This window comes from Anaerovibrio sp. JC8 (assembly GCF_002100115.1).
Classification (GTDB): Bacteria; Bacillota; Negativicutes; order Selenomonadales; family Selenomonadaceae; genus Anaerovibrio.
On sequence record NZ_ANBM01000002.1, the window covers coordinates 104,235 to 126,439 of the forward strand.

Sequence of the window (22,205 nt, forward strand, 5' to 3'; positions counted from 1 at the left end):
TTATACTCCCGTAACATCAATGTATTTTCCATCCAGTACGTCCTTCAAATACTGGCCATACTGATTCTTTTTCAGCACCTCATAAACCTTCAGCACGTCTTCCTTGGAAATCCAGCCATTCAGATAAGCGATTTCCTCCAGACAGGCAATCTTGCGGTGCTGGTGTGTTTCAATGGTCTTTACGAAATTTGTGGCATCCACCAAGGACTCATGGGTTCCTGTATCCAGCCAGGTAAAGCCCTGCCCGAGAAGCTCCACACTGAGCTCTCCCTGCTCCAGATAAATCCGGTTCAGGTCAGTAATCTCAAGCTCCCCACGGGCACTTGGCTTCAGCCCCTTGGCATACTCAATAACTCTGTTATCATAGAAATAGAGTCCAGTAACACAGTAGTTACTCTTAGGCTGGGCCGGCTTTTCCTCTATGGAAATGGCCTTGCCCTTTTGGTCAAATTCCACAATACCAAACCGCTCCGGGTCATCCACATAGTAACCAAAAACTGTGGCCCCATTGCCTGTTTCTGCATGCTTTACAGCGGCCTTGAGACGCTTGGTCATGCCGTGCCCCGCAAAGATATTGTCCCCTAGGATCATGGCCACACTGTCCTTGCCAATGAATTCCTCGCCAATAATAAAGGCCTGGGCCAACCCGTCAGGACTTGGCTGTACCGCGTAGGAAAGATGAACCCCGAACTGCTTTCCATCCCCCAACAGCTCCTGGAAGCGAGGAGTATCCTGAGGGGTAGAAATAATCAAAATATCCCGAATCCCCGCCCGCATCAGAACGGACATAGGGTAGTAAATCATTGGCTTGTCATAAACTGGTAACAACTGCTTGGAGGTTACCATGGTAAGGGGGTACAGACGAGTACCGGAACCCCCTGCTAAAATTATACCCTTCATTCTTTATCTCCTTTTTATGGACACCTCATCCGTCTGCCAAAGGCAGCCACCTTCCCCTAAAGGGGAAGGCTTACACGTTAAAGCGGAAGTAGGTTACGTCCCCGTCCTGCATGATGTAATCCTTGCCCTCAAGGCGCACCTGTCCCTTTTCACGGGCAGCTGCAGTGGAGCCGGCAGCTACCAAATCGTCATAATTTACAATTTCTGCACGAATAAAACCACGCTCAATATCAGAGTGAATCTTGCCCGCAGCCTTAGGGGCAGTAGTACCCTTCACAATAGTCCATGCACGGCACTCATCAGGACCGGCAGTCAGGAAGGTCATAAGGCCAAGCAAATCAAAGGCTGCCTTAATCAGCTTCTGCAGGCCGGACTCCTTTAAGCCCATATCAGCCAAAAATTCCTTGGCCTCCTCATCATCCAGCTCCGCAATTTCAGACTCCACACGGGCAGAAATAGTTACTACCTCCGCCCCCTCAGTCTTGGCATATCCCTTTACCCGCTGTACATGTGGGTTGTCAGTATCAGCTGTTGCTACCTCATCCTCGCTGACATTGGCCACAAAGAGGGTCGGCTTCAGGGTAAGGAAATTCATCTCCTTGATCATTTCCTTTTCGTCATCGGACAGGTCCACACTGCGGACAGTTCTGCCCTCATCCAGAGCTGCCTTGATTTTCTCCAGCACCTCAGCCTCTGCCTTGGCTTCCTTGGCCCCGGATTTGGCCAGCTTGGTGAGCTTTAAGAGACGACGCTCCAAAACTTCCATATCTGCCAGACACAGCTCAGTATTAATAATTTCAATATCACGTATAGGGTCAATGGAGCCCTCCACATGAGTAATGTTGCCATCATCAAAGCAGCGTACCACCTGAGCCACTGCATCCACCTGACGGATATGCTCCAAAAACTTGTTGCCCAGGCCCTCACCCTTGGAGGCCCCCTTTACCAAACCGGCAATATCCACGAAACGGAAGGCTGCCGGGGTGGTCTTCTTGGAATCATACATTTCATGAAGGACCTTAAGACGCTCGTCAGGAACATCTACGATGCCCACATTTGGTTCAATGGTGCAGAAGGGATAATTCGCCGCCTCCGCACCGGCCTTGGTTATAGCATTAAACAATGTACTCTTGCCCACATTTGGCAAGCCTACAATACCTACTTCTAAGTTACTCAATTTCCAAATCTCCTATCTATTATCCTTCATACCCGTTAGGGTTATTTTTCTGCCAATTCCAGCTGTCACGGCACATATCCGCCAAATTCCGCTTGGCTGTCCAGCCCAGTACCCTTTCCGCCTTGTGGGCATCAGAATACACCACCGGCAAATCGCCGCTGCGGCGCGGACCGATTTCATAGGCCACCTTCACATCATTAACCTTTTGGAAGGTGTTCACAATATCCAGCACACTGTACGGCTGGCCAGTACCCAGATTAATTATTTCCGTACCATGATGATGGGCACAGAATTCCACTGCCTTAACATGGCCCTCAGCCAAATCCATAACATGAATATAGTCCCTCAAACAGGTGCCATCCGGAGTATCATAGTCATCGCCAAAAATTGTGAGCTTTTCCCGCTTGCCCACTGCCACCTGGGATACATAAGGCATGAGATTGTTAGGAATTCCCCTAGGGTCTTCACCAATGCGGCCGGACTCATGGGCTCCAATTGGGTTGAAATAACGCAGGAGCACCACGCTAAGATGTTCATCCGCCACAGAAGCATCCTGCAAAATCTGTTCCATCATGGACTTGGTCCAGCCATAAGGATTGGAGCAGGTTCCCTTAGGCATACCCTCATGGCATGGAGCCGCATTTTCCTCACCATAAACTGTGGCCGATGAAGAAAATACTATTTCCTTGCACCCGGTGAGGCTCATGCACTCCAACAGCGTCAAGGTAGTATCAATGTTATTCCGATAATAGCGGATAGGCTGCTGAACCGATTCTCCCACAGCCTTTAAGCCGGCAAAATGAATAATGCAGTCCGGCTGTTCCTTCTGCATTATCTTAAGAACCCGATTCTTATCCTTCACATCGTCTTCATAGAGGGTAACAGACTTGCCAGTCAGTTTCTCCACCCGCTTGATGGATTCCGGGCTGCTGTTCTCAAAATTATCAACAACCACTACCTCATGATCATGCTCCAGCAGTGCTACAGCTGTATGGGAGCCAATATATCCAGCGCCCCCTGCTAACAATATTTTCATAGGCAACCTCTTTACTTCAATATTTCATTCAAATAGGCCTTAAAGTCCGCCCCCAGGTCCTCACGGCGCAGGGCAAACTCAACTGTAGCCTTCAAAAAGCCCAGCTTATCCCCCACATCATACCGCAAACCTTCAAAATTGTATGCCCATACCGGCTCATTCTTTGCCAGCACCTTCAAGGCATCAGTAAGCTGAATCTCGCCGCCCTTGCCCGGCGGAGTTTTTTTCCAATATATCAAAGATGGATGAAGAAATAATGTAACGGCCCAGTACCGCCATATTGCTTGGGGCTTCCCCAACCTCAGGCTTTTCCACCATATCCGTTACCTTCAGCAGATTGGCACCGGCGATTTCCTCCCCGGCCACCACACCATAGGAGCTGACCTTGTCCTCGGGCACAAGCTGGCAGCCCAAAACGCTGCCGCCATAGGACTCATGAATGTCTATGAGCTGCTTTAAAGCCGGCTTTCCCTGGTTATAAACCACATCATCGCCCAACAGCACGGCAAAAGGCTCGCCCCCCATAAAGGAGCGGGCACAATAAATGGCATCCCCCAGCCCCCTCATGCTCTTCTGGCGGATGTAATGCACATTAATATCAGCAGTTTCCCGCACCATGGCCAGCAAATCATCCTTGTGCTTTTCCTCCAGCATGGCCTCCAAAACCGGTGCAGAGTCAAAATGGTCCTCAATGGCTCTCTTGGCATGGCCGCTGATTATCAAAATTTCCTCAATACCACTGTCCAGTGCCTCTTCCACAATATACTGGATAGTAGGCTTATCAACTATTGGCAGCATCTCCTTTGGAGTTGCCTTGGTAGCCGGCAAAAAACGGGTACCAAACCCCGCTGCCGGGATAACTGCCTTCTTTATTTTCTGCATAAAACTATCTCCATATCTTATTTTTTCAGTGCGTTATATTATATCATGTTTAACCATGTATATCCAAGAACTGTATTTTCCCATGAATTTTGACCGTTTCAGAATTGGCCGGGAAGAAGATACAATCTCCTCTAAAAACCTTGATATATTCGTTCTCATTGATAAATAGAGTACCACACCCATTGGTACACAAAAGCACCCTAAAGGATGTCTCATCGGCACCATATTCCACCAGCTGCCGCACCCGCTCAGTATTTACCAGCATGCGATGAACCTCAAAATATTTGCAACGGCACAAAAGCTCCTTGGCACACCCCTGCCGGTATTTCATGGAACGAACAGGCTGCTTTGGTTTGCCGGAGCCCTTCAAATTGGCTACGGCCAGGCCCTTTTCAATATGAAGCTCCCGTTTGTTGCCAAACTTATCAGTACGGTTATAGTCATATAGACGATAAGTGAGATTGGAGCTTTCCTGAATTTCTGCCACCAGCGCCCCAGCACCAATGGCATGTATAGTACCAGCCTCAATAAAAAAGACATCGTCCGGTTTAATTGATACCTTCTGTAAGTGCTTTTCCACCGTGCCATTTTCAATACTATGACGCATGGTATCTGCATCGACATCGTGATTTAACCCATAAACCAGTTGGGCATCCTGCTTGGCGTCCAACACATACCACATCTCTGATTTACCCAGCTGCCCATTTTCATACTTCTGGGCATATTCATCATCCGGATGCACCTGCACCGACAAATCCTTTTTGGCATCAATAAATTTTATGAGAATAGGCAGCTCTCCCCTGGTTTGAGGGTGGTCTCCCAAAAATTCCGGATGCTCACTAAGCACATCACTAAGTGGCCTGCCATCAAACTGTCCCCCGACAACGAAAGAAGGTCCATCAGGGTGAGTGGAGCATTCCCAGGTCTCTGCCAGAGGGCTCATATCTATATTTTTTGAAAAATCATCATTAAGCCGCCGACCGCCCCAGATATAATCCTTGCCGGTAGGCCGCAATAAAAAAGGCTTATTCAAGCCTGTACCTTTACTTGTTCCAATCATGTTTATTTCTCCTGTTATCAACGATAAATACCGTACCATTATATCACTATATTATTATAACGCCATTGTTCAAATTTTTCTTCCAAAAGAAGAAAAAACTTCCAATTAGCGTTTCAACGAGTTTTAAGTGTCTCCCATCCAAACATCTTAAACCTCGTTATAAAAGAAAGGACCGGCTTTCGCCAGTCCTCTGTAAATTCTCTTAACTTTTTAATAAAACTGCCCCATCAAGCCTTCCAAAGACCATGGAGATTGCAGTACTCATAGGTTGCCACCAGGCTCTCGCCATCTGCCAGCAGGAAGCTTGATTCCGGCTTATCCTGTGGAGTCAGCTTCTTCATCTGGCAGCCATTGCTGGTCTCAATAACAATCCACTGAATGTAATGGGCATCGGTCATAGGATGCTCAACACTGCCCACCTTAACGGTCACCTTGTTGCCATCTACAGTTACAGCCGGAACATGTTTTTCCTGGGCAGCATCGGTGGTACCAGGAATAAGCTCGGTCATTCCCTGGCCGCAGCAGGACAATGGGCCCTTAACATCGCTCAAGGCAGTAGTAATATTACCACACAAATCGCACTTGAAAAATCTCATTTCGATTCACTCCCATCAATACACACAATATTAACAAAATTACTCAAAACGGATATCTAGGCTAATTATATAACAGTAATATGAAAAATATAAGGAAAACTTTTAGAACTTAAACTTCCTCAGTACAGTCTGTACATCCTGGGCGAGTTTAGCCAATGCGTCGGAGGCAGAGGCGATTTCCTCGGCGGAAGCGGACTGCTCTTCGGTGGCAGCGGATACTGACTGCATTTCATCAGCTACACGGCGGGCACCGGTATCAATCTGGTGCATTTCATCGGTAATTCCTTCTGCCTGACGGGCAACAGTCTGAACTGTGTCAGCCATCTGGTTAACATTTTCACTAACCTGATTAACGATGCCGGCAATTTCATCAAATACCTGGCTCAGGCCCTCTACGGACTTGGTACCCTCGATTACTGCATCATTGCCCTTGGCCATGGCATCCACAGCCTTGCTAGTATCATTCTGGATACCACTGATAAGCTGTGCTATCTGCTGGGCTGCCTCACCGGACTGCTCAGCCAGCTTTCTTACTTCCTCTGCTACAACGGCGAAGCCACGGCCCTGCTCACCGGCACGGGCTGCCTCGATGGCGGCATTAAGTGCCAGCAGGTTGGTCTGGCCAGCCAAATCGGAGATGGTGTCTACGATGGCACCAATTTCCTGGGAACGCTCGCCCAGCTTGTCTACCAGCTGAGAAGCATACTCGGAGCTCTGTCTAACACTATGAATCTGCTTAACGGAGCTGCCAACCTCCACAGTACCGGCAGAAGCCTTGTCTGCGGCCTGTCTGGACTTGTCAGCAACGCTTTCAGCTTCCTTGCTTATGTTTTCTACTGATTCGCTGATCTTAATAACCTCGGAGCTGCCCTTATCTACAGCCACCTGCTGCTTTTCAACTATTTCGGCAGCACCGGTTACGGACTGGGCTACGGATACAGCTGCATCCGCAGACTGCATTGAGCTTGCAGTAAGCTCCTCAGAAGCGGAAGCTATCTGCTCAGCACTCTTTGATACTTCACTGAGGAAGTAATTTACAGACTTGGACATTTCAAAGAGGGCACGCTCCACATCACCAAATTCATCCCCACGAGTTGAGGCACGGCCTTCAATAACAAAGTTACCACTCTTAAGACGATCACAGGTATCAATCATGTCATTAAGAGGTGACTTGATTGCCCTGATAATAACCATGCTAACAAGGAGAAGCAAAACAAAGCAGATAACAATACAAACCACCATGGTACGGGTTGCACTCTTGCTGGCTTCCTGATTGGCCTCATTTACGGCTGCTGCTTCTTCAACAGCTTCCTTGGTCAACGCCTTCAACTGATCGCGCAGCTTGGTGGTATCATCCTTGGCCGCTCTGTTGTACTCAGCAGTACCAGCTTCTGATCCACCGGCTTTTACAGCATCAATAACAGCTGGCAGAGATACTTTAAATTTATTCCAGGTTCCCAATACTTCCTTAACCTTGGCATCCTTGGCAGGATCATCCTTTACCAAAGCAGCATATGCATTGATTTCTTCATCAAAGGAAGCGATATCCTTGGCCTGGGATTTCTTTACTTCATCACAACGAACCGGATCAGCAATAGCCTGCATGGAACGAACCTGGATGGTTCTCATTTTCTCTGTGGCACTGCCCAGCATATCTACGCTCTGAAGCTCACGGGCATAAAGATAATCCAGCTCCACTGCTGCCTGGTCAATGGATGAATACCCTTTATAACCCACGAACAGCATACCAATAATACTGATAGCCACCAAAATTAAAATTTTTGCCGTAACCTTTAAATCATTCATCCTTCATACCTCCCTTTTGGAGAATACCACAACTTGCCTGCACCCACCAAAATATTATCTCTTTTATTGGACTTAGTTTTATGCCAAAACCTTGGACAGTCTGATAAACTCCGTATCCAGAGTCTTGCGGTTATTCGTGGCCTCATCAATAGGAATCTCTACTACAACCCCTGTATCGAATCCTACCACCACGTCCTTCTTGCCCTCTATCATAGCCAGCACAGCCTTTTCCCCCAGCATGCTGGAATTAATACGGTCCTCAACTGTTGGTGAGCCGCCCCGCTGAATATGACCAAGCACCGTAACCCTGGTGTCTATCTCGGTCTTCTCCTGAATCTGCTTGCCCAGCTCTGTGGTGGTAACTCCCATGCCCTTCAGGGCACCGTCTGCCACTACCAGCAGGCTGTACTTCTTGCCCTTGGCATAATCTGCCCGAATTTCCTCGCAAATCTGGTCAATGTTGGACTTGGTCTCAGGCACCAGCACATACTCGGCCCCGCCGGCAATACCGGCTGTCATGGCCAACCACCCGGAGGTCTTGCCCATAACCTCTATCAGAACTATACGGCGATGGGCACAGGCCGTATCACGGAGCTTGTTGATGGCATCCACCACCGTATTGGCTGCCGTATCGGAGCCAATGGTATAATCTGTACCCCACACGTCATTTTCAATGGTTCCCGGAATACCGATAACCGGCATGCCGAATTCCTTGCTCATGGTAGCCGCACCCTTGATGCTGCCACTTCCACCTATGACTATGAGTCCCTCAATACCATGCTTTTTCAGATTCTCATAACCCTGACGGCGGCCATCCTCCTCAAAGAACTCACCGCTACGGGCAATTCCAAGGAAGGTGCCTCCCCGCTGAATCATGTCCCCTACGCTGCGGGTGGTGAGCTCCTCAATTTCATCATTAATAAGTCCCCTGTAGCCGTTGTGAACGCCCCAGATATGGACGCCCTGGTGTACTGCGGTCCGGACTACGGCCCTGATGCAGGCATTCATGCCCGGGCAGTCGTTGCCGCTGGTTAGTACAGCAATATTTTTTACCATCAATATTACCCCCTCATCCGCCCTTCGGGTATCCTTCCCCCAGGGGAAGCTATCTTTGGCGGTCTCTTAAATCACGTTCCACATCCCTGCGGACAGCTTTATCTTTGAGATCCTGACGCTTATCATAGTTGTGCTTGCCACTGGCCAACGCAATTTCTATTTTTGCACGACCCTTAACAAAGTATATTTTCAACGGAACTATGGTAAAACCCTTCTCCCGGGTCTTACTAAATAATTTTATTATTTCCTGTTTATGCATCAAAAGCTTGCGGGGCCTGCGTTCGTCGTGATTAAAAATATTTCCGTGGTCATACGGACTGATGTGCATATTTACAATAAATATCTCACCATTTTTAATTTCGGCGTAGCTGTCCTTAAGATTTGCCTTGCCCTCCCGCAGGGATTTTACTTCAGTTCCCTGAAGGACCAGCCCTGCTTCGAAGGTGTCGTGAATAAAATAGTCGTGGCGGGCCTTGCGGTTTTCGCAGACTATTTTGGTTCCTGTATTCTTTCTTCCCATAAAAAATTTAAATCTCCATATATTGCTCAGTATTGGTCCATATGCGGAACGCTCGCGCTCTCTAGTTTACCTAGTGGTACTAAGCTCATTCTGCGCTTTCAGCTTGAATTCACTAAGTACCAAGGTAAAATATGTCCTCATATAGACCATACTGAGCAATCATACTATATTTCAACAATTATATTATCTTTATTCTTTCTTTTCTTTACCGACTTGTGGTCGTGCTTATTGCGTTTGGAAGCCTTGGTCTTCTTTTTAGGCCTTTCAGAAGCAACCTTTTCAACTTTTTTCTTCTTATCCTTAGACGGCTTTTTGCGGTCAAATTTCTTGGCGGATTTTTTGTCTGACTTGCCAGTTTTCTTCTCCGCTTTAGTTGATTTTTTGCCGGCCTTTGTAGCCTTGCTGATTTTCTCCTTGGACTTTTTGCCAGAGGATTTTTCTTTTGGCTTGCGGTCAGAAGAATTTTCCATCAGCAGGGCCCGTGAATCACAGTTGTCCTTAACCACGAAATCCAGCGATTTTTCCTCTACGCTGGCCCTTACCAGAATTACCTCCACCGTATCACCCAGCTGGTAGCTGCGGTGATGATGATTGCCAACCAAAGCATAGCGGGACTCTACGTAATCATAGTAGTCGTCCTTCAGGGTGGTCATGTGAACCAGACCCTCGACGCCATTATCCAGCTCCACAAAGAAGCCAAAGCCCGTAACGCTGCTGATAACCCCTTCAAAGGTATCACCAACGAACTGCTCCATGTATTCAACCTTCTTCAGATCCGTGGTATCCCGCTCGGCAGATACGGCTATGCGCTCCCGCTTGGAGGCGTGGTCAGCCATTTCCGGCAGATTGGTAATAAGCTGCTCCCGGCGTGCCTTAGGAATACTGCCTGTTGGGAAGCTCTCCCGAAGCAGGCGGTGTACTATCAAATCCGGATAGCGGCGGATTGGTGAAGTGAAGTGAGTATAATATTCGGCAGCCAACCCGAAATGTCCTTCATTTTCTGCTGCATATCTTGCCTGCTGCATGGAACGAAGTGACACGGTGCTGAGTATCTTTTCCTCCGGCCTCCCGGCGATTTTCTCCAGGGCAATCTGCAGCTCCTTTGGACGCACGTTCCCCTCTGGAGAGGTCTTTATATGCAAGCCGAAGGTTCCCATAAGACGGTTCAGGGCCTCTATCTTGCTTGGCTCCGGTGTCTCATGGATACGGTACATAAACGGCTGCTTACGGCGGCACATGTGCTCTGCCACGGTTTCATTAGCAGCCAGCATACACTGCTCCACAATGGACTCGCCCAGATTGCTGACCCGCTTCTTTAAGCCCACAGCCCGGCCATTTTCATCAAGCTTAACCTTGATTTCCGGCACCTCAAAATTAATGGATCCCCGGCTATGGCGATGCTTGTACATGGCATTGCGGACTTCCTCCAAATTATACAGCAGTGGCAATATATCCTCATTATCCCGGCAGAAATCCACATCCCGGTCCACCAGAATCTTATTCACCAGAGTATAGGTCAGACGGCGGTATACATGAACCACCACCGGCAAAATCTTGTACTTGGTCACCATGCCCTCAGGACTGATTTCCATCTCACAGGCCATGGACAGGCGGTCTACTCCCGCATTAAGGCTGCAGATACCATTGGAAAGCTCCTTGGGCAGCATCGGAACTACCCTATCCACCAGATACACACTGGTGCCTCTGGCCTGGGCCTCAATATCCAATGGCTGATTTTCCCGCACATACCAGCTGACATCGGCGATATATACACCAAGGAAGAAGCTGCCGTCATCGTGCTTTTCCACATAGACGCCATCGTCCAAGTCCTTGGCATCTTCACCATCAATGGTGACGATCTTAAGATGTCGGCGGTCCTCCCGGCCATCTTTGCCAATATGCTCCTCTGCCTTAATGGACTGCTCCACGGCATTGGCGGCCTGCTGAACAACCTGAGGGAATTCCTCTGCCAGATCGTACTGACGCATAATGGAGAGAATATCCACCCCTGGAGCACCGGATTTTCCCAGCACCTCCACAATATGGCCCTCGGCCTTGCGGCCCTCCTCAGGCCACTGGGTAACCTCCACCACTACCTTGTCCCCGGTCTTGGCACCCAAAAATTGTCCTGCGGGAATATAAATATCCTCCCTTATACGGGTATCATCAGGAGATACAAAGCCGAAATTGCGGCTGGCGGAAAAAATGCCAACAATCTTGCTGTTGGCCCGCTCTATGACCTTATATACCTCCCCCTCCTTGGAACGTCCCGGAGTGACAGCGTACTGAGGAAACAGGCGCACCTGCACCTTGTCGCCGTTCATGGCAGTATTAAGGCCGGATTTTAAAATGAATATGTCATCCTCATTCTTTTGCATCCCCTCAGGGGTCACAAAACCAAAACCACGGCTGGACAGGGCCAATGTTCCTGTTACCAGATCCTCAGCCGCAGGCTCCTTATGAATTATTTTATTTTTTACTTGTTTTATTTTCTTGTTTATTTTTTTATGTTGTAATTTTCTCTTCATGTTTATCTCTCAAAAATATGCAATACATTATATGTAGTCATGGGGTTGCTGAGTTAAACATTTAGTCCCATGACTATTATCATTTTATGAGTGCTCACGAATAAATTCGTCAATAAGGGCAAAGGCCTTATCCCGCTCGCAGCCTATTGTTATCAAATGGCCAGACTCCTCCAGCCATACCAGTTCCTTTTCATAGCTTCCGGACAAATCGTATATTTTGTTGGCACTGCGGTCCCGGGCAGTGTGATCGTTGTGGCTATGTATTACCAGCATAGGGCACTTCACCCGTGGCAGCTCCCGCTTAGTTCTGTCAATGAGGTCAAGGAGCTCATGAACGGACATCATTGGATATTCCCCATAAGAGGCATTGCACACCTGGGGCACATCAAAATGCATCCGCTTCTTTTTAGGCCAGTATTTGTTACAGCAAAATTCCTTGGCCGGCAGCCTGTAAAGCTGTTTGTCCTCATGAATATAAATAGGGGCAGCCAAGGAACAGCAGCATACCACATGAGCATTGGCGGACAATATAATGCTAAGCAGACCTCCCATGGACTGGCCCACTACAGAAATTTTGTCGCACATAGAGGCCAATATGGAATAACCATCACACACGGAATCATACCAGTCCTCCGCCGTCATATGAGCCATATCCTCGGTGGTGGTTCCATGACCGGCCAGACGTACCCCCAACACAGTATAACCCCTGTCGTTGAGATAACGTCCCAATAAAGACATTTCTGCCGGAACTCCGGTGAATCCGTGAATTAAAAGAATGCCGTGTGGGCCTCCCTTCATGAAGAAAGGCTCGCCGCCGTTAATAATCATGGTGATTATTCCTTTCATAAATAAAAAACGCCTACTATCTACCATAAAGCTATGATGGATAGTAAGCGTCTGGTGTCTAATCACATAGTCATCTTTGCGATAACCAGGGTGACTACTGCAAAAAGAATTGCAAAGACTACAGTTACTCTTGCCAGCAATGCATCCATACCACGGGCACTGCTGCTGAATACTGTGTCACTGCCGCCGCCCAGGCCCATGCCTGCAGACTTTGGAGACTGAGCCAGCACTGAACCGATCAGTACAATAGCTACCAATGCATCTATTACCATTAAAACCGTAAGCATCTACGGACCTCCTATTCCATCTCAAAGTATAGTATATCATAACACAATATATTAGGAAATACAAGAGATGGATTAGTCGATGGTTCTGATCTGAATCTTATTGGTGTTGTTGCCCTTACTCATGTTGATGCCGGAGGTTACCACAGCAATGTCGCCCTGCTTTACGAAACCGGATCTGAGAGCGGCACTGATGGCTGCCCCGGTGCGGTCCGGCTCATCATCCCAGATACGGCCGTTAACCAGCTGTACACCCCAGCGCAGGTTCAGCTGACGGGCCACCTTGGAGGTGGTGGCATAGGCAATGATGGTTGCCTGCGGACGGTACTTGGACACCATCTGAGTGGTAAAGCCGGTCTCAGTTGGAGTAATAATGGCAGTGGCATCCAGCTCATAGGCCAGCTGCACAGTGGAATGGGCCACAGCGTCGGTAATGCTCTTCTTATGCTCCATCCCCTTGGTGATGAAGCGGTTTTCGTAATGAATGGACTCCTCAATGCGCTTGGCAATGGTGCTCATGGTCTGCACTGCCTCCACCGGATAATCACCGCTGGCAGTTTCACCACTGAGCATAATGGCATCGGTACCATCAAATACGGCATTACCTACATCAGAAACCTCGGCTCTGGTTGGACGAGGATTATTGGTCATGGACTCCAGCATCTGGGTGGCTACAATTACCAGCTTGCCCGCCTTGTTGCACTTGGCAATAACTTCCTTCTGGATAACAGGAACATCCTCTGCCGGAATTTCCACGCCCAGGTCGCCACGGGCTACCATGATACCGTCAGCCGCATCGATAATGGCATCAATATTCTTTACGCCCTCAAGATTTTCTATCTTGGCAATGATTTCCATATTGCCGTTGTTGTCCTTAATGAGCTTGCGGATAGCCTCCACATCGCTGGCACGCTGAATAAAGGAAGCGGCCACAAAATCCATGTCATGCTCAATACCGAAGAGAATATCCTTTTCATCCTGCTCGGAAATTGGCGGAAGACCAATGGCTACGCCCGGAACAGCTACACGCTTGCGGGTGCTCATCGGACCGTTATTCAAAATGGTGGTCACGATATCCTGACCCTGAATTTCCTTTACCTCCAGACCCACAAGACCATCGGAAAGAAGAATGGTATCCCCTGGCTTTACCTCGTTATAAAGGTTCTTGTAGCTGATAGGAGCCCCGGTTTCATCTCCCGGCTCATCGGACTGGGTAAGACGGAAGGTGTTGCCCTTGGTAAGCTGTACCTTGCCCTCCTTAAAGGAGCCCAAACGCATCTCAGGGCCCTTGGTATCCAGCAGCAGCGGAATAATGGTATCAGTGTGACGAGCCGCCTCACGCACCTTTTCGATTCTTCCCAGCTGTTCTGCGTGGTCACCGTGGGAGAAATTAAAACGGGCACAGTTCATGCCGTTCTTCATCAGCTCTTCAATAATCCCCGGCTTATCAGTGGTAGGACCCATGGTACATACGATTTTTGTCTTCTTAAACATTTGCTCAGCACACTCCTTACATTATTGCTATTTATATATCTTAAATTGGTTTATTAAAAAATGTTATACTTAGCCTATTCATTCTATTCTATTGTACCACGATTGTCTAGCACAAACGTGGTAAAAAATCAAGAATTGTTATTCATTGTGGTTTGGTATATTCTATAAAGGACAGTTTTTGAAATTAAGGAAGTGTACATAATGAAATTAAAGCACGTTATTAAGCGGTCCGGCACGGTGGTGGATTATGATTCCTCCAAGATTTTTAACGCTATTGCCGGTGCCAGCAAGGCTGTAAATGATTCCCTGTCCACAAGGGATATTCAGAAGGTTGTGGACCAGGTGGAATCCGCCATTGAGAACTGGGAAAATATCAACGTTGAGGATATTCAGGATATTGTAGAGAAAACCCTCATGGAGCAGGATTACTATGAAATAGCCAAGCGCTATATCATGTACCGCCAGCGTCATGCCAACCGTCGTGAGGCCCAGAAGCATCTCATGAACAGCTATCGGGATATCTTCTTTGCTGACGCTGTGGACTCCGACATGAAGCGTGACAACGCCAACATCAATACCGATGCTTCCATGGGCATTATGCTGAAGCTGGGTGCCGAGGGTGCCAAGCACTTCGTGGACAACTACATGCTTCCGGAGGAATTTGCCAAGGCAGATAGGGAAAATTATATCCATATTCACGACAAGGACTTCTCCCTGATTACCCTTAACTGCTGCCAGATAGATCTGCTGAAGCTGTTCCATGGTGGCTTCTCCACCGGCCACGGCTTCCTGAGAGAGCCTAATTCCATAAGAGCCTATGCGTCTTTGGCCTGCATTGCCATTCAGTCCAATCAGAATGACATGTTTGGCGGCCAGTCCATCAATGCCTTTGACTATGCCATGGCAGAGGGTGTCCGTAAGACCTTCAGAAAGGCTATGGCTGATGAGGCCTACAAGGCATGTCTCTACCGCTTTGGTGGCAATAAACTGCCGGAAGCAAGGGATTTCCGCAAGAGCTTTATGACAGCCATGGACTATGATAACTGCGTTTTCACCGATGGCGAGCCAGTAGCCGATGACAATGCTCTTAATACCATTATTGATGCTCTGAGTAAGGTACTGCCTGCTGACATTATAGACAGCAAGCCGGAGTTAAAGGAAGATGCAGCCAATATTTACAGACTGGCCTGTGACGATACCACCGAGGAAACCCATCAAGCCATGGAGGCTTTGATTCATAATTTCAACACCCTCCATTCCCGGGCCGGTGCCCAGGTTCCATTCAGCTCCATCAACTATGGCATGGATACCTCGCCTGAGGGCCGTCTGGCCATGCGGGAGGTAATGAATGCCATCTGGAACGGTCTTGGCAATGGTGAAACCGCCATTTTCCCAATTTCCGTATTCCAGCTGAAGGAAGGAGTTAACTATAATCCTGGGGACCCTAACTACGATCTGTTCCAGCAGGCCTGCAAGACCAGTGCCAAGAGACTGTTCCCTAACTTCGTTAATGTGGACGCCCCATATAACCTGCAGTACTACAAGCCTGGCAACTACAATACAGTAATTGCCACCATGGGCTGCCGTACCCGTACCATCGGCAACGTAAACGGTCCTAGCGAAGTTGGTAGCCGAGGTAACTTCTCCTTTACTACCATCAATCTGCCAATGCTGGCCCTGGAGGCTGACGGCAACATGGATAAATTCTGGTGCCTGCTGGATAAGTACATTCAGATAAGCCATGACTATCTGCTTTTCAGACTTCAAACCATCAAGCACAAGCATGTATATAACTACCCATTCCTTATGGGACAGGGTATCTGGATGGACAGCGACAAACTGAAGGCTACCGACTCCATTGAGGAGGTCCTGAAGCACGCTTCCTATTCCATTGGCTTCTGCGGTCTGGCTGAGTGTCTTGTAGCCCTCGTTGGCAAGCACCACGGTGAAAGCGAAGAAGCCCAGAAGCTGGGTCTGGAAATCGTGGGGCATATCCGTGAAAAAACCGATGCCTACTCCAAGGCCGAGAGCATGAACTGGACCTGCTTCGGAACTCCGGCGGAGTCCACTGCCGGCCAGTTCCAGCGGGCCAACCGCAAGAAGTTCGGCAAAATCAAGGGCGTAACCGACAGGGCTTATATGACCAACAGCTCCCATGTGCCTGTTTACTACGATATCAAGGCTCTTGATAAAATCCGTATTGAGGCTCCATACCATGAGCTGGAAAATGCCGGTCATATCGCCTATGTGGAGATGAACGGTGACCCTTCCAAGAATGTAAAGGCCTTTGAGGCCCTGGTTCGGGCCATGCATGATGCCAATATGGGTTACTTCTCCATTAACCACCCTGTAGACCGGGACCCTGTTTGCGGTTACACTGGCATTATTGAAAATGAATGCCCACATTGCAAACGGAAGGAAATCATCACCGGCCGGAAGATTGTGAAGAGACCTGTGTTTGATAAATAATAAAATATAAGCATCAAAAAAAGCTATCGCTATGAAGTCTAGAAATAGATTTCATGCGATAGCTTTTTATTCCCTTCGGTCACTTCATATAACAATCACTACCTATAAGCTAGACACAAACCGCTCCTCAAACTCACGCTCCGAATATGTATAGACATTTCTAAACAGATAACCTTTAAAATATGCCAACCCAAACCGCGGATTCTTAGCCTTGTCATTTAATTTTTCCAATATACATTCTTTATTATTCTTACTAGGTAGATTCTTTGATTCATTATAGACAAGAATATAATCGACATTATTCCTGAAATAGCTAGCATTACCCTGAAAATTCGATAACACCTTATCTGCCTCTGTGAGCGGATCACACAAAATAACAAAACTGTCATATATTTTTTGCTTTATATCTTTTTTAGGCTTAGAATGGTGTACATCACCATTCTTAAATTCTATAAACGTAAATTGTCCGTCTTTACATGAAAGAGCATCATTTGATTTAAGACTAAGGTTTCTGTCTAATCCACCCACAGTTTCAGCATACCAGTCTTTTATCATATCGAAATCAATTACTTCTGCTTCACATTGAGTCATATATGTCTTATTATCCTCATCATACGATGTTTCCTTTAATGTAGATAACGCGACCTGAAAATGTTTAGGAATATTATTCATGATTCCATCCCCAATTCCTGTTCCATTTCATTCAAACGATTGAATGGAGCTGCCATACTACCATATATTTCATCTATACTATCAGTAACATCCACCAAAGTAACCATATTATCATCTTCTACTTTAGTCTTATAATAATTAACTTTATCCAACCTATCATACTTTCTAGAAAATACCTCAATAGCATTCAGAAAATATGGGCTATGAGTAGTAAGCAGGATAGTCAAATCAAAAACTTTTTGGAATAGAACTAAGAACTCCGCATAAAGTATCTGCCATTCAGGATGGAGATGAATTTCTGGCTCATCCAAAATCAAAACATCTTTCTCTCTTAACTGATGATTCTGAATCAAAATCTTAAGAATAGCAAACGCCTTAACACCAGCTGATAAATTTGTCGCATTTAGAGGTTCCTTCCAAGCCCCCCGTCTTAAAACCAACTTATTGTCCTCTTTGTCAAACTCACCAGGAACGGCCTGATTTATAATCGCAAACACCTTACTAAGATCCTTTTCGTTTACTATACTGGTTACAACATCGATATCAATCTGATCACTTAGGCGAGTTGCTAAATCTCGTGACAATACGAAATCGCCACCCAAAAAACCCGAAGATACATTGTCTATAACGAATGGATTGTCAACACAAACTGCATTATGACTAATATTGAAATCGTATTCCACGCTTTTACAGATATTTTCGCTTATCACAGTACTAACCATATTAGATTTTATTTGCATTTTTACACTGGCATCATTCTTAGTCTGTAACGAATTTATTTGATACTGAAAAACCCTAGAAAACATGTTACTAACTCTTTGACGAGAAATCTCTTCATTGGTAACCTGCAAAATTTTCCTTATACGGCGTTCAAGTTCAACAGACTTTTCATCATCTAAAATGTCATTCAGGTTGACATTATAGTTGGTTAAAACATATTCTTTTCCCCTTTCAACAATATTATCATATGTCAGTAATTGCTCATTCTGTAAGACTTTTGAGAATTCAATAATGTCACCAAAATTTCCACCCAATAAAGTTGAATTTTTATGTGGAAGAGGAACTATTTCCGCCACCGTATTAATAATGGCATTAGCTAGGCTATGGCAACGCTGATTGTGTATAATACGGTCCATGTTTACAAAGCCATTAAACATAGCATACAATGCCTTCCCTACAGTACTCTTTCCAGTATCATTATCACCAGCAATAACCGTTATTCCATTCAATTCTATTTCCGCATTTTTTATTTTCGCCAAATTTTGTATTGATAATCTCATTTTGTATTAATACCTCTTCACATTACATTGCAAACACTGTCTTCGTTAACACGAAGTACGCCACTATCATTTTATAAACTATCTACAATTATTGCAACAAATATCAAACGTGATTCGTCATTCTACACTATAACATCCACCACTTTATTCGATGAAAATATATGTTTTATCATACATATCAGCAATCATCTTCAATTATGCAGATATAAAGTAATATCACTCTATGACATATATTTATTTTGTTATTTAAAATAGTGTTATAATAGTATAGAAAACGTTTTAACTTCGATATATATCGACGATATACTTATTAAAGGTGAGGTAATGGATTGTGATGTTGGTTAGCATATGGCTTATAGTTTTTTGGATATCTATATTAATACTACTTATAACCTATTTTATTCACTTGCTTTCTGAAGATTACTTCAATCGAAATTTTATTATGGACGATAATCGTTGGGGACGGTGTTATCAAGCGATGATGGTGGCTACTACCATTATGATAGTACTGTTGGGTTCTTTAGATAAAAATTTATTATGCTTTGCACTTCTTTCATCGGCCTTATGGATATTTGTAGATTATTTTCAACTGTGTATAACTGACCATAGAAAATGCTTATTTGCAAAAAAACGGCGTCATAGTTGTAATAGATTACCAGATGAGAGAATAATTAATGAATGGATATGGCTAACTGTAGATAATGGGTTTACGGCAATTTTTTGGAAAACCATGTTTATGTTATTCAAGTTTTTTGCAATTATATTCGTGGCTCAGTACTGTTGGACTTTTGGTATAATAAGTTCTCCATTTGTCGAAATACATAGTCTGTCTTTTAATATTGGTGATGAAAATTCTGGTTCTATTGGCATAATTGTTTCTACTATTGCTTTGTCCTTTGCTTTTTTATGGAGAAACTATATAGAATTGCAGACTCGTAGAATTATTTTAGAGGCTTTAGTGGAAACCAAAGGTCTAAAACAGAAAGTATAGTTAACAATAAGGTATACGTGATCCTGTCTGCGGCTATACCGGCATTATTGAAAATGAATGCCCACACTGTAAGCGGAAAGAAATTATTACAGGTCGTAAGATCGTAAAGCGAAATAAAATTTAATATAGCAAGAAAAAAGCTATCGTTATGAAATCTTATTGAAGACATCATTAAACGATAGCTTTTATTTTTTATATGACATCCTTGCAATCAAAGCCTGATCCATCCACTAGGCACAACATCGTCATAGCTGTATTGCTCACTAACCATCCACCTTTTTGGGGCTACCACAATCTTATTCTCAGCCACTCCCAACCAGGCGCCCCACCAGCTAAAGGAACTGTTGGCGATAATGTGATGCCGGCAAAGGCTCATTAATCTCATATCCTCGTAGCCATTATCTTCACTGTTATTATCCACAAAATAAATTTCTTGGTTAGTTTTTATATTTTCCTTTGCCCAACCAATATCATTGGAAAACACAAACAGCTGTATATCACCGACCTTACCAGTTATATACTCAACGGCTCTTTGATAATAATCCAGGCCACAGACATCAAAATTCGTAGCCAGATAATCCCCCCGTCTGACATGGAGAGCCACCGGATTAGCACAAGACTTGATACGCTGGCTAACTGTAAGGTTTTTACCGACCAATTCAGGAAGAAATTGAAAATCTGCTAATAACTCCTGACGAATGCTGCTGAAGTATTTCTCAGATTGCCAGTAACCAGTGAGACAAACATTTTTGTTTTTGGCCTGCTCCGGTACCGTATCATCATAGACAGGAGTTTTTTCTTTGATACTTATTCCACTTGGACCAAGCAGACTGCGAATTTTACTCTGAGACTTATGCCTAAATATATTGCGGGTAAAATGCAAATGTTTTAGTGCCCAGTCCCAATACTTGCCAGCCTCATTAATTTTTTTGCAGTTCAGCGGAAAAATATCCAGCTGATAAAGCCGTCTCCCGCGATACTTATTGATTTCGTACCAGCTCATATCAAAAATAATCTCTGTATTGTTTTTTAAGGCCAGCGCTTTGGCCAAGGCGTACTGAAACATTTGATTTCCCAGCCCGTCCGTCAAATGTGCAATTATCATTTTTCCTCCACAAATGCCGTTTTAATGTAATATAACATTGCCAATCATGACCTGATTACTTTATATCAATACCTCGCTTCAAGAGAATAAACATAAATATACATTTTCTTCTAAAATCTAAAAGATTAACTATTTTCTCCTTAGCTTCTTTAGAAATAGACGTAATCGACTTATCATCGCGAATTAGATGGTATTGATGCTTGGCCCAGCCCTCTTCCAGTTTTCTGTATATGGTAGAGTTTCTTAACTGAGGCTGACCATCAGCATATTCTAATAGCCTTTCAAGAACCTCAACCATATCGTGGCGCCTCTTGGCCAGCTTTTCAGCAGATCCCATAATACCGGCCGCATTTTGCCAATAACAATAAAGAGGCTCATTAACAATAATACAGCTGCGGCTATAGTAGAGATAAAAAAAAGACGCGTAATTATCTTCATGGTAAAGTCCAGAAGGAAACTCTACCCGCTTAGCCAAATCACTGCGATATATTGTATTCCATGCTATAACCCAGAGAGCACCTTGACCATAATACTTACAAAGATTATCCTTTTCAAGCAAATGCTGCCGGGAATTTCCTGAAAACAGTACTTCTTTTTCGTAGCCCTTTCCATCGGTTTCACAATAGCCACATTTAACCATATCTGCATCAGGATGTGAAAGAGCTTCCTTCATCATTTGGGAAAACATATCCGGTTTTACCCAATCGTCACTGTCCACGAAAGCAATATAGTCACCTTCAGCAGCTTTCACGCCAGTATTGCGGGCCGCACCCAGGCCGCCATTTAATTGATGAATAACCTTGACGTTATCATATTTTTCAGCGTAATCATCACAAAGCTTACCTGAAGAATCCTCTGAGCCATCATCTACCAATATTATTTCTATATCTTTATATTCCTGTGCTAACAGAGAAGTCAGACACCTCTCCAGATATTGTTCTACATTGTATACTGGAACAATTATTGAAAGCATTATATACTTTTTCCTTTCGATTTTAATAACATAGAGTTACCACATCATAAAGTAATGTGAAATTTAAACTCAAAGGCATTTCTATCAATGAGCTATTTCCCATCTATCATAGTTTCCCCTCTATAACGTCAAATTTGATTGCTAAAGATTTGTTCACCTATCTATAATTGAAAGCCAATTATAAAAGAATATCCGTCCATTTACACAATAAGTCTTCTTGGTATTATACCCATTTGATATTTTATCCACTCTTTGGGTAATCGTCGCATATTACTTTCCTTTATCACTAAACTAGATAAATGTTACATCTGTCACTATTGAGTTTACCCATTAATCTTGTTCCAAGCACTATAGATTATAGTCAACCAATAACCTATCAGGAAAGGGGTCAGTGCAACACCGATAAAAAGACTTAGCGCATACACAAACAGTAAAACGATTGAAACATAAATTACCAATTTCAAAAAGTTACTTTTTTTATCAAGCAAACACGTGAAATCTGTTGCAATAAGCCCAGCAAGCGTACAGAT

At 45.1% G+C, this 22,205-nt stretch carries 18 protein-coding genes and 1 pseudogene; 2 read left to right on the top strand and 17 right to left on the bottom strand.

Annotated features, from left to right (window positions below; all coding sequences use genetic code 11):
- The 13 genes and pseudogenes from rfbA to pyk form a co-directional block, all read right to left on the bottom strand.
- Positions 1-900 (bottom strand): glucose-1-phosphate thymidylyltransferase RfbA, encoded by a 900-nt coding sequence (gene rfbA / locus D081_RS02200; RefSeq protein ID WP_085022501.1) that lies wholly within the window; start codon positions 898-900, stop codon positions 1-3.
- Positions 901-970: 70 nt separating this feature from the next.
- Positions 971-2,077, bottom strand: a complete 1,107-nt coding sequence (gene ychF, locus D081_RS02205; protein WP_085022502.1) for a redox-regulated ATPase YchF — start codon at positions 2,075-2,077, stop codon at positions 971-973.
- 19 nt (positions 2,078-2,096) lie between these two features.
- Positions 2,097-3,113: a UDP-glucose 4-epimerase GalE gene (gene galE / locus D081_RS02210; protein WP_085022503.1), complete on the bottom strand. Its 1,017-nt coding sequence runs from the start codon at positions 3,111-3,113 to the stop codon at positions 2,097-2,099.
- An 11-nt stretch (positions 3,114-3,124) separates the two neighbouring features.
- Positions 3,125-3,995, bottom strand: a pseudogene (gene galU / locus D081_RS02215) (UTP--glucose-1-phosphate uridylyltransferase GalU).
- 49 nt (positions 3,996-4,044) lie between these two features.
- Positions 4,045-5,055 (bottom strand): type I phosphomannose isomerase catalytic subunit, encoded by a 1,011-nt coding sequence (locus tag D081_RS02220; RefSeq protein ID WP_085022504.1) that lies wholly within the window; start codon positions 5,053-5,055, stop codon positions 4,045-4,047.
- Between the two features lie 227 nt (positions 5,056-5,282).
- A complete protein-coding gene (locus tag D081_RS02225; RefSeq protein WP_198941940.1) occupies positions 5,283-5,657 on the bottom strand; it encodes a desulfoferrodoxin family protein in 375 nt (124 codons plus the stop codon).
- Between the two features lie 96 nt (positions 5,658-5,753).
- A complete protein-coding gene (locus D081_RS02230; protein WP_085022506.1) occupies positions 5,754-7,457 on the bottom strand; it encodes a methyl-accepting chemotaxis protein in 1,704 nt (567 codons plus the stop codon).
- A gap of 78 nt (positions 7,458-7,535) precedes the next feature.
- Positions 7,536-8,516, bottom strand: a complete 981-nt coding sequence (pfkA, locus tag D081_RS02235; RefSeq protein ID WP_085022507.1) for a 6-phosphofructokinase — start codon at positions 8,514-8,516, stop codon at positions 7,536-7,538.
- Positions 8,517-8,562: 46 nt separating this feature from the next.
- Positions 8,563-9,033, bottom strand: coding sequence for an SsrA-binding protein SmpB (gene smpB / locus D081_RS02240; RefSeq protein WP_085022508.1), 471 nt, complete (start codon positions 9,031-9,033; stop codon positions 8,563-8,565).
- A gap of 164 nt (positions 9,034-9,197) precedes the next feature.
- Positions 9,198-11,561, bottom strand: coding sequence for a ribonuclease R (gene rnr, locus D081_RS02245; protein ID WP_085022509.1), 2,364 nt, complete (start codon positions 11,559-11,561; stop codon positions 9,198-9,200).
- Between the two features lie 84 nt (positions 11,562-11,645).
- Positions 11,646-12,407, bottom strand: a complete 762-nt coding sequence (locus D081_RS02250; protein WP_233127394.1) for a carboxylesterase — start codon at positions 12,405-12,407, stop codon at positions 11,646-11,648.
- A gap of 62 nt (positions 12,408-12,469) precedes the next feature.
- Positions 12,470-12,694 carry a preprotein translocase subunit SecG gene (secG, locus tag D081_RS02255; protein ID WP_085022511.1) on the bottom strand — a complete coding sequence of 75 codons (225 nt, stop codon included), beginning with the start codon at positions 12,692-12,694 and terminating at the stop codon, positions 12,470-12,472.
- Positions 12,695-12,766: 72 nt separating this feature from the next.
- Positions 12,767-14,185, bottom strand: coding sequence for a pyruvate kinase (pyk, locus tag D081_RS02260; protein ID WP_085022512.1), 1,419 nt, complete (start codon positions 14,183-14,185; stop codon positions 12,767-12,769).
- 201 nt (positions 14,186-14,386) lie between these two features.
- Here pyk and D081_RS02265 point away from each other — a divergent pair, with 201 nt between their 5' ends.
- Positions 14,387-16,654, top strand: coding sequence for an anaerobic ribonucleoside triphosphate reductase (locus tag D081_RS02265; protein WP_085022513.1), 2,268 nt, complete (start codon positions 14,387-14,389; stop codon positions 16,652-16,654).
- A 102-nt stretch (positions 16,655-16,756) separates the two neighbouring features.
- On the opposite strand, the gene D081_RS02270 is transcribed toward D081_RS02265, so the two are convergent.
- Both D081_RS02270 and D081_RS02275 read right to left on the bottom strand, forming a co-directional pair.
- Complete coding sequence (locus tag D081_RS02270; RefSeq protein ID WP_085022514.1) at positions 16,757-17,326, bottom strand: hypothetical protein; 570 nt, start codon at positions 17,324-17,326, stop codon at positions 16,757-16,759.
- Positions 17,323-18,606: an AAA family ATPase gene (locus tag D081_RS02275; RefSeq protein WP_085022515.1), complete on the bottom strand. Its 1,284-nt coding sequence runs from the start codon at positions 18,604-18,606 to the stop codon at positions 17,323-17,325. The genes D081_RS02270 and D081_RS02275 overlap by 4 nt, the downstream gene beginning before the upstream one ends.
- A 331-nt stretch (positions 18,607-18,937) precedes the next feature.
- Here D081_RS02275 and D081_RS02280 point away from each other — a divergent pair, with 331 nt between their 5' ends.
- Positions 18,938-19,597: a hypothetical protein gene (locus D081_RS02280; RefSeq protein WP_143272098.1), complete on the top strand. Its 660-nt coding sequence runs from the start codon at positions 18,938-18,940 to the stop codon at positions 19,595-19,597.
- A gap of 211 nt (positions 19,598-19,808) precedes the next feature.
- Here the strand turns inward: D081_RS02280 and D081_RS02285 are convergent, their stop codons facing one another.
- Both D081_RS02285 and D081_RS02290 read right to left on the bottom strand, forming a co-directional pair.
- Complete coding sequence (locus D081_RS02285; protein ID WP_085022517.1) at positions 19,809-20,702, bottom strand: alpha-1,2-fucosyltransferase; 894 nt, start codon at positions 20,700-20,702, stop codon at positions 19,809-19,811.
- Positions 20,703-20,757: 55 nt separating this feature from the next.
- Positions 20,758-21,675: a glycosyltransferase gene (locus D081_RS02290; protein ID WP_085022518.1), complete on the bottom strand. Its 918-nt coding sequence runs from the start codon at positions 21,673-21,675 to the stop codon at positions 20,758-20,760.
- Positions 21,676-22,205 lie beyond the last annotated feature (530 nt).

What these genes read in the sequence shown, in the direction of transcription:
- rfbA (WP_085022501.1), bottom strand. Translation starts at nt 900, where the DNA reads ATGAAGGGTATAATTTTAGCAGGGGGTTCCGGTACTCGTCTGTACCCC.
- galE (WP_085022503.1), bottom strand. Translation starts at nt 3,113, where the DNA reads ATGAAAATATTGTTAGCAGGGGGCGCTGGATATATTGGCTCCCATACA.
- D081_RS02220 (WP_085022504.1), bottom strand. Translation starts at nt 5,055, where the DNA reads ATGATTGGAACAAGTAAAGGTACAGGCTTGAATAAGCCTTTTTTATTG.
- D081_RS02230 (WP_085022506.1), bottom strand. Translation starts at nt 7,457, where the DNA reads ATGAATGATTTAAAGGTTACGGCAAAAATTTTAATTTTGGTGGCTATC.
- smpB (WP_085022508.1), bottom strand. Translation starts at nt 9,033, where the DNA reads ATGGGAAGAAAGAATACAGGAACCAAAATAGTCTGCGAAAACCGCAAG.
- rnr (WP_085022509.1), bottom strand. Translation starts at nt 11,561, where the DNA reads ATGAAGAGAAAATTACAACATAAAAAAATAAACAAGAAAATAAAACAA.
- D081_RS02250 (WP_233127394.1), bottom strand. Translation starts at nt 12,407, where the DNA reads ATGAAAGGAATAATCACCATGATTATTAACGGCGGCGAGCCTTTCTTC.
- secG (WP_085022511.1), bottom strand. Translation starts at nt 12,694, where the DNA reads ATGCTTACGGTTTTAATGGTAATAGATGCATTGGTAGCTATTGTACTG.
- pyk (WP_085022512.1), bottom strand. Translation starts at nt 14,185, where the DNA reads ATGTTTAAGAAGACAAAAATCGTATGTACCATGGGTCCTACCACTGAT.
- D081_RS02265 (WP_085022513.1), top strand. Translation starts at nt 14,387, where the DNA reads ATGAAATTAAAGCACGTTATTAAGCGGTCCGGCACGGTGGTGGATTAT.
- D081_RS02270 (WP_085022514.1), bottom strand. Translation starts at nt 17,326, where the DNA reads ATGAATAATATTCCTAAACATTTTCAGGTCGCGTTATCTACATTAAAG.
- D081_RS02275 (WP_085022515.1), bottom strand. Translation starts at nt 18,606, where the DNA reads ATGAGATTATCAATACAAAATTTGGCGAAAATAAAAAATGCGGAAATA.
- D081_RS02285 (WP_085022517.1), bottom strand. Translation starts at nt 20,702, where the DNA reads ATGATAATTGCACATTTGACGGACGGGCTGGGAAATCAAATGTTTCAG.
- D081_RS02290 (WP_085022518.1), bottom strand. Translation starts at nt 21,675, where the DNA reads ATGCTTTCAATAATTGTTCCAGTATACAATGTAGAACAATATCTGGAG.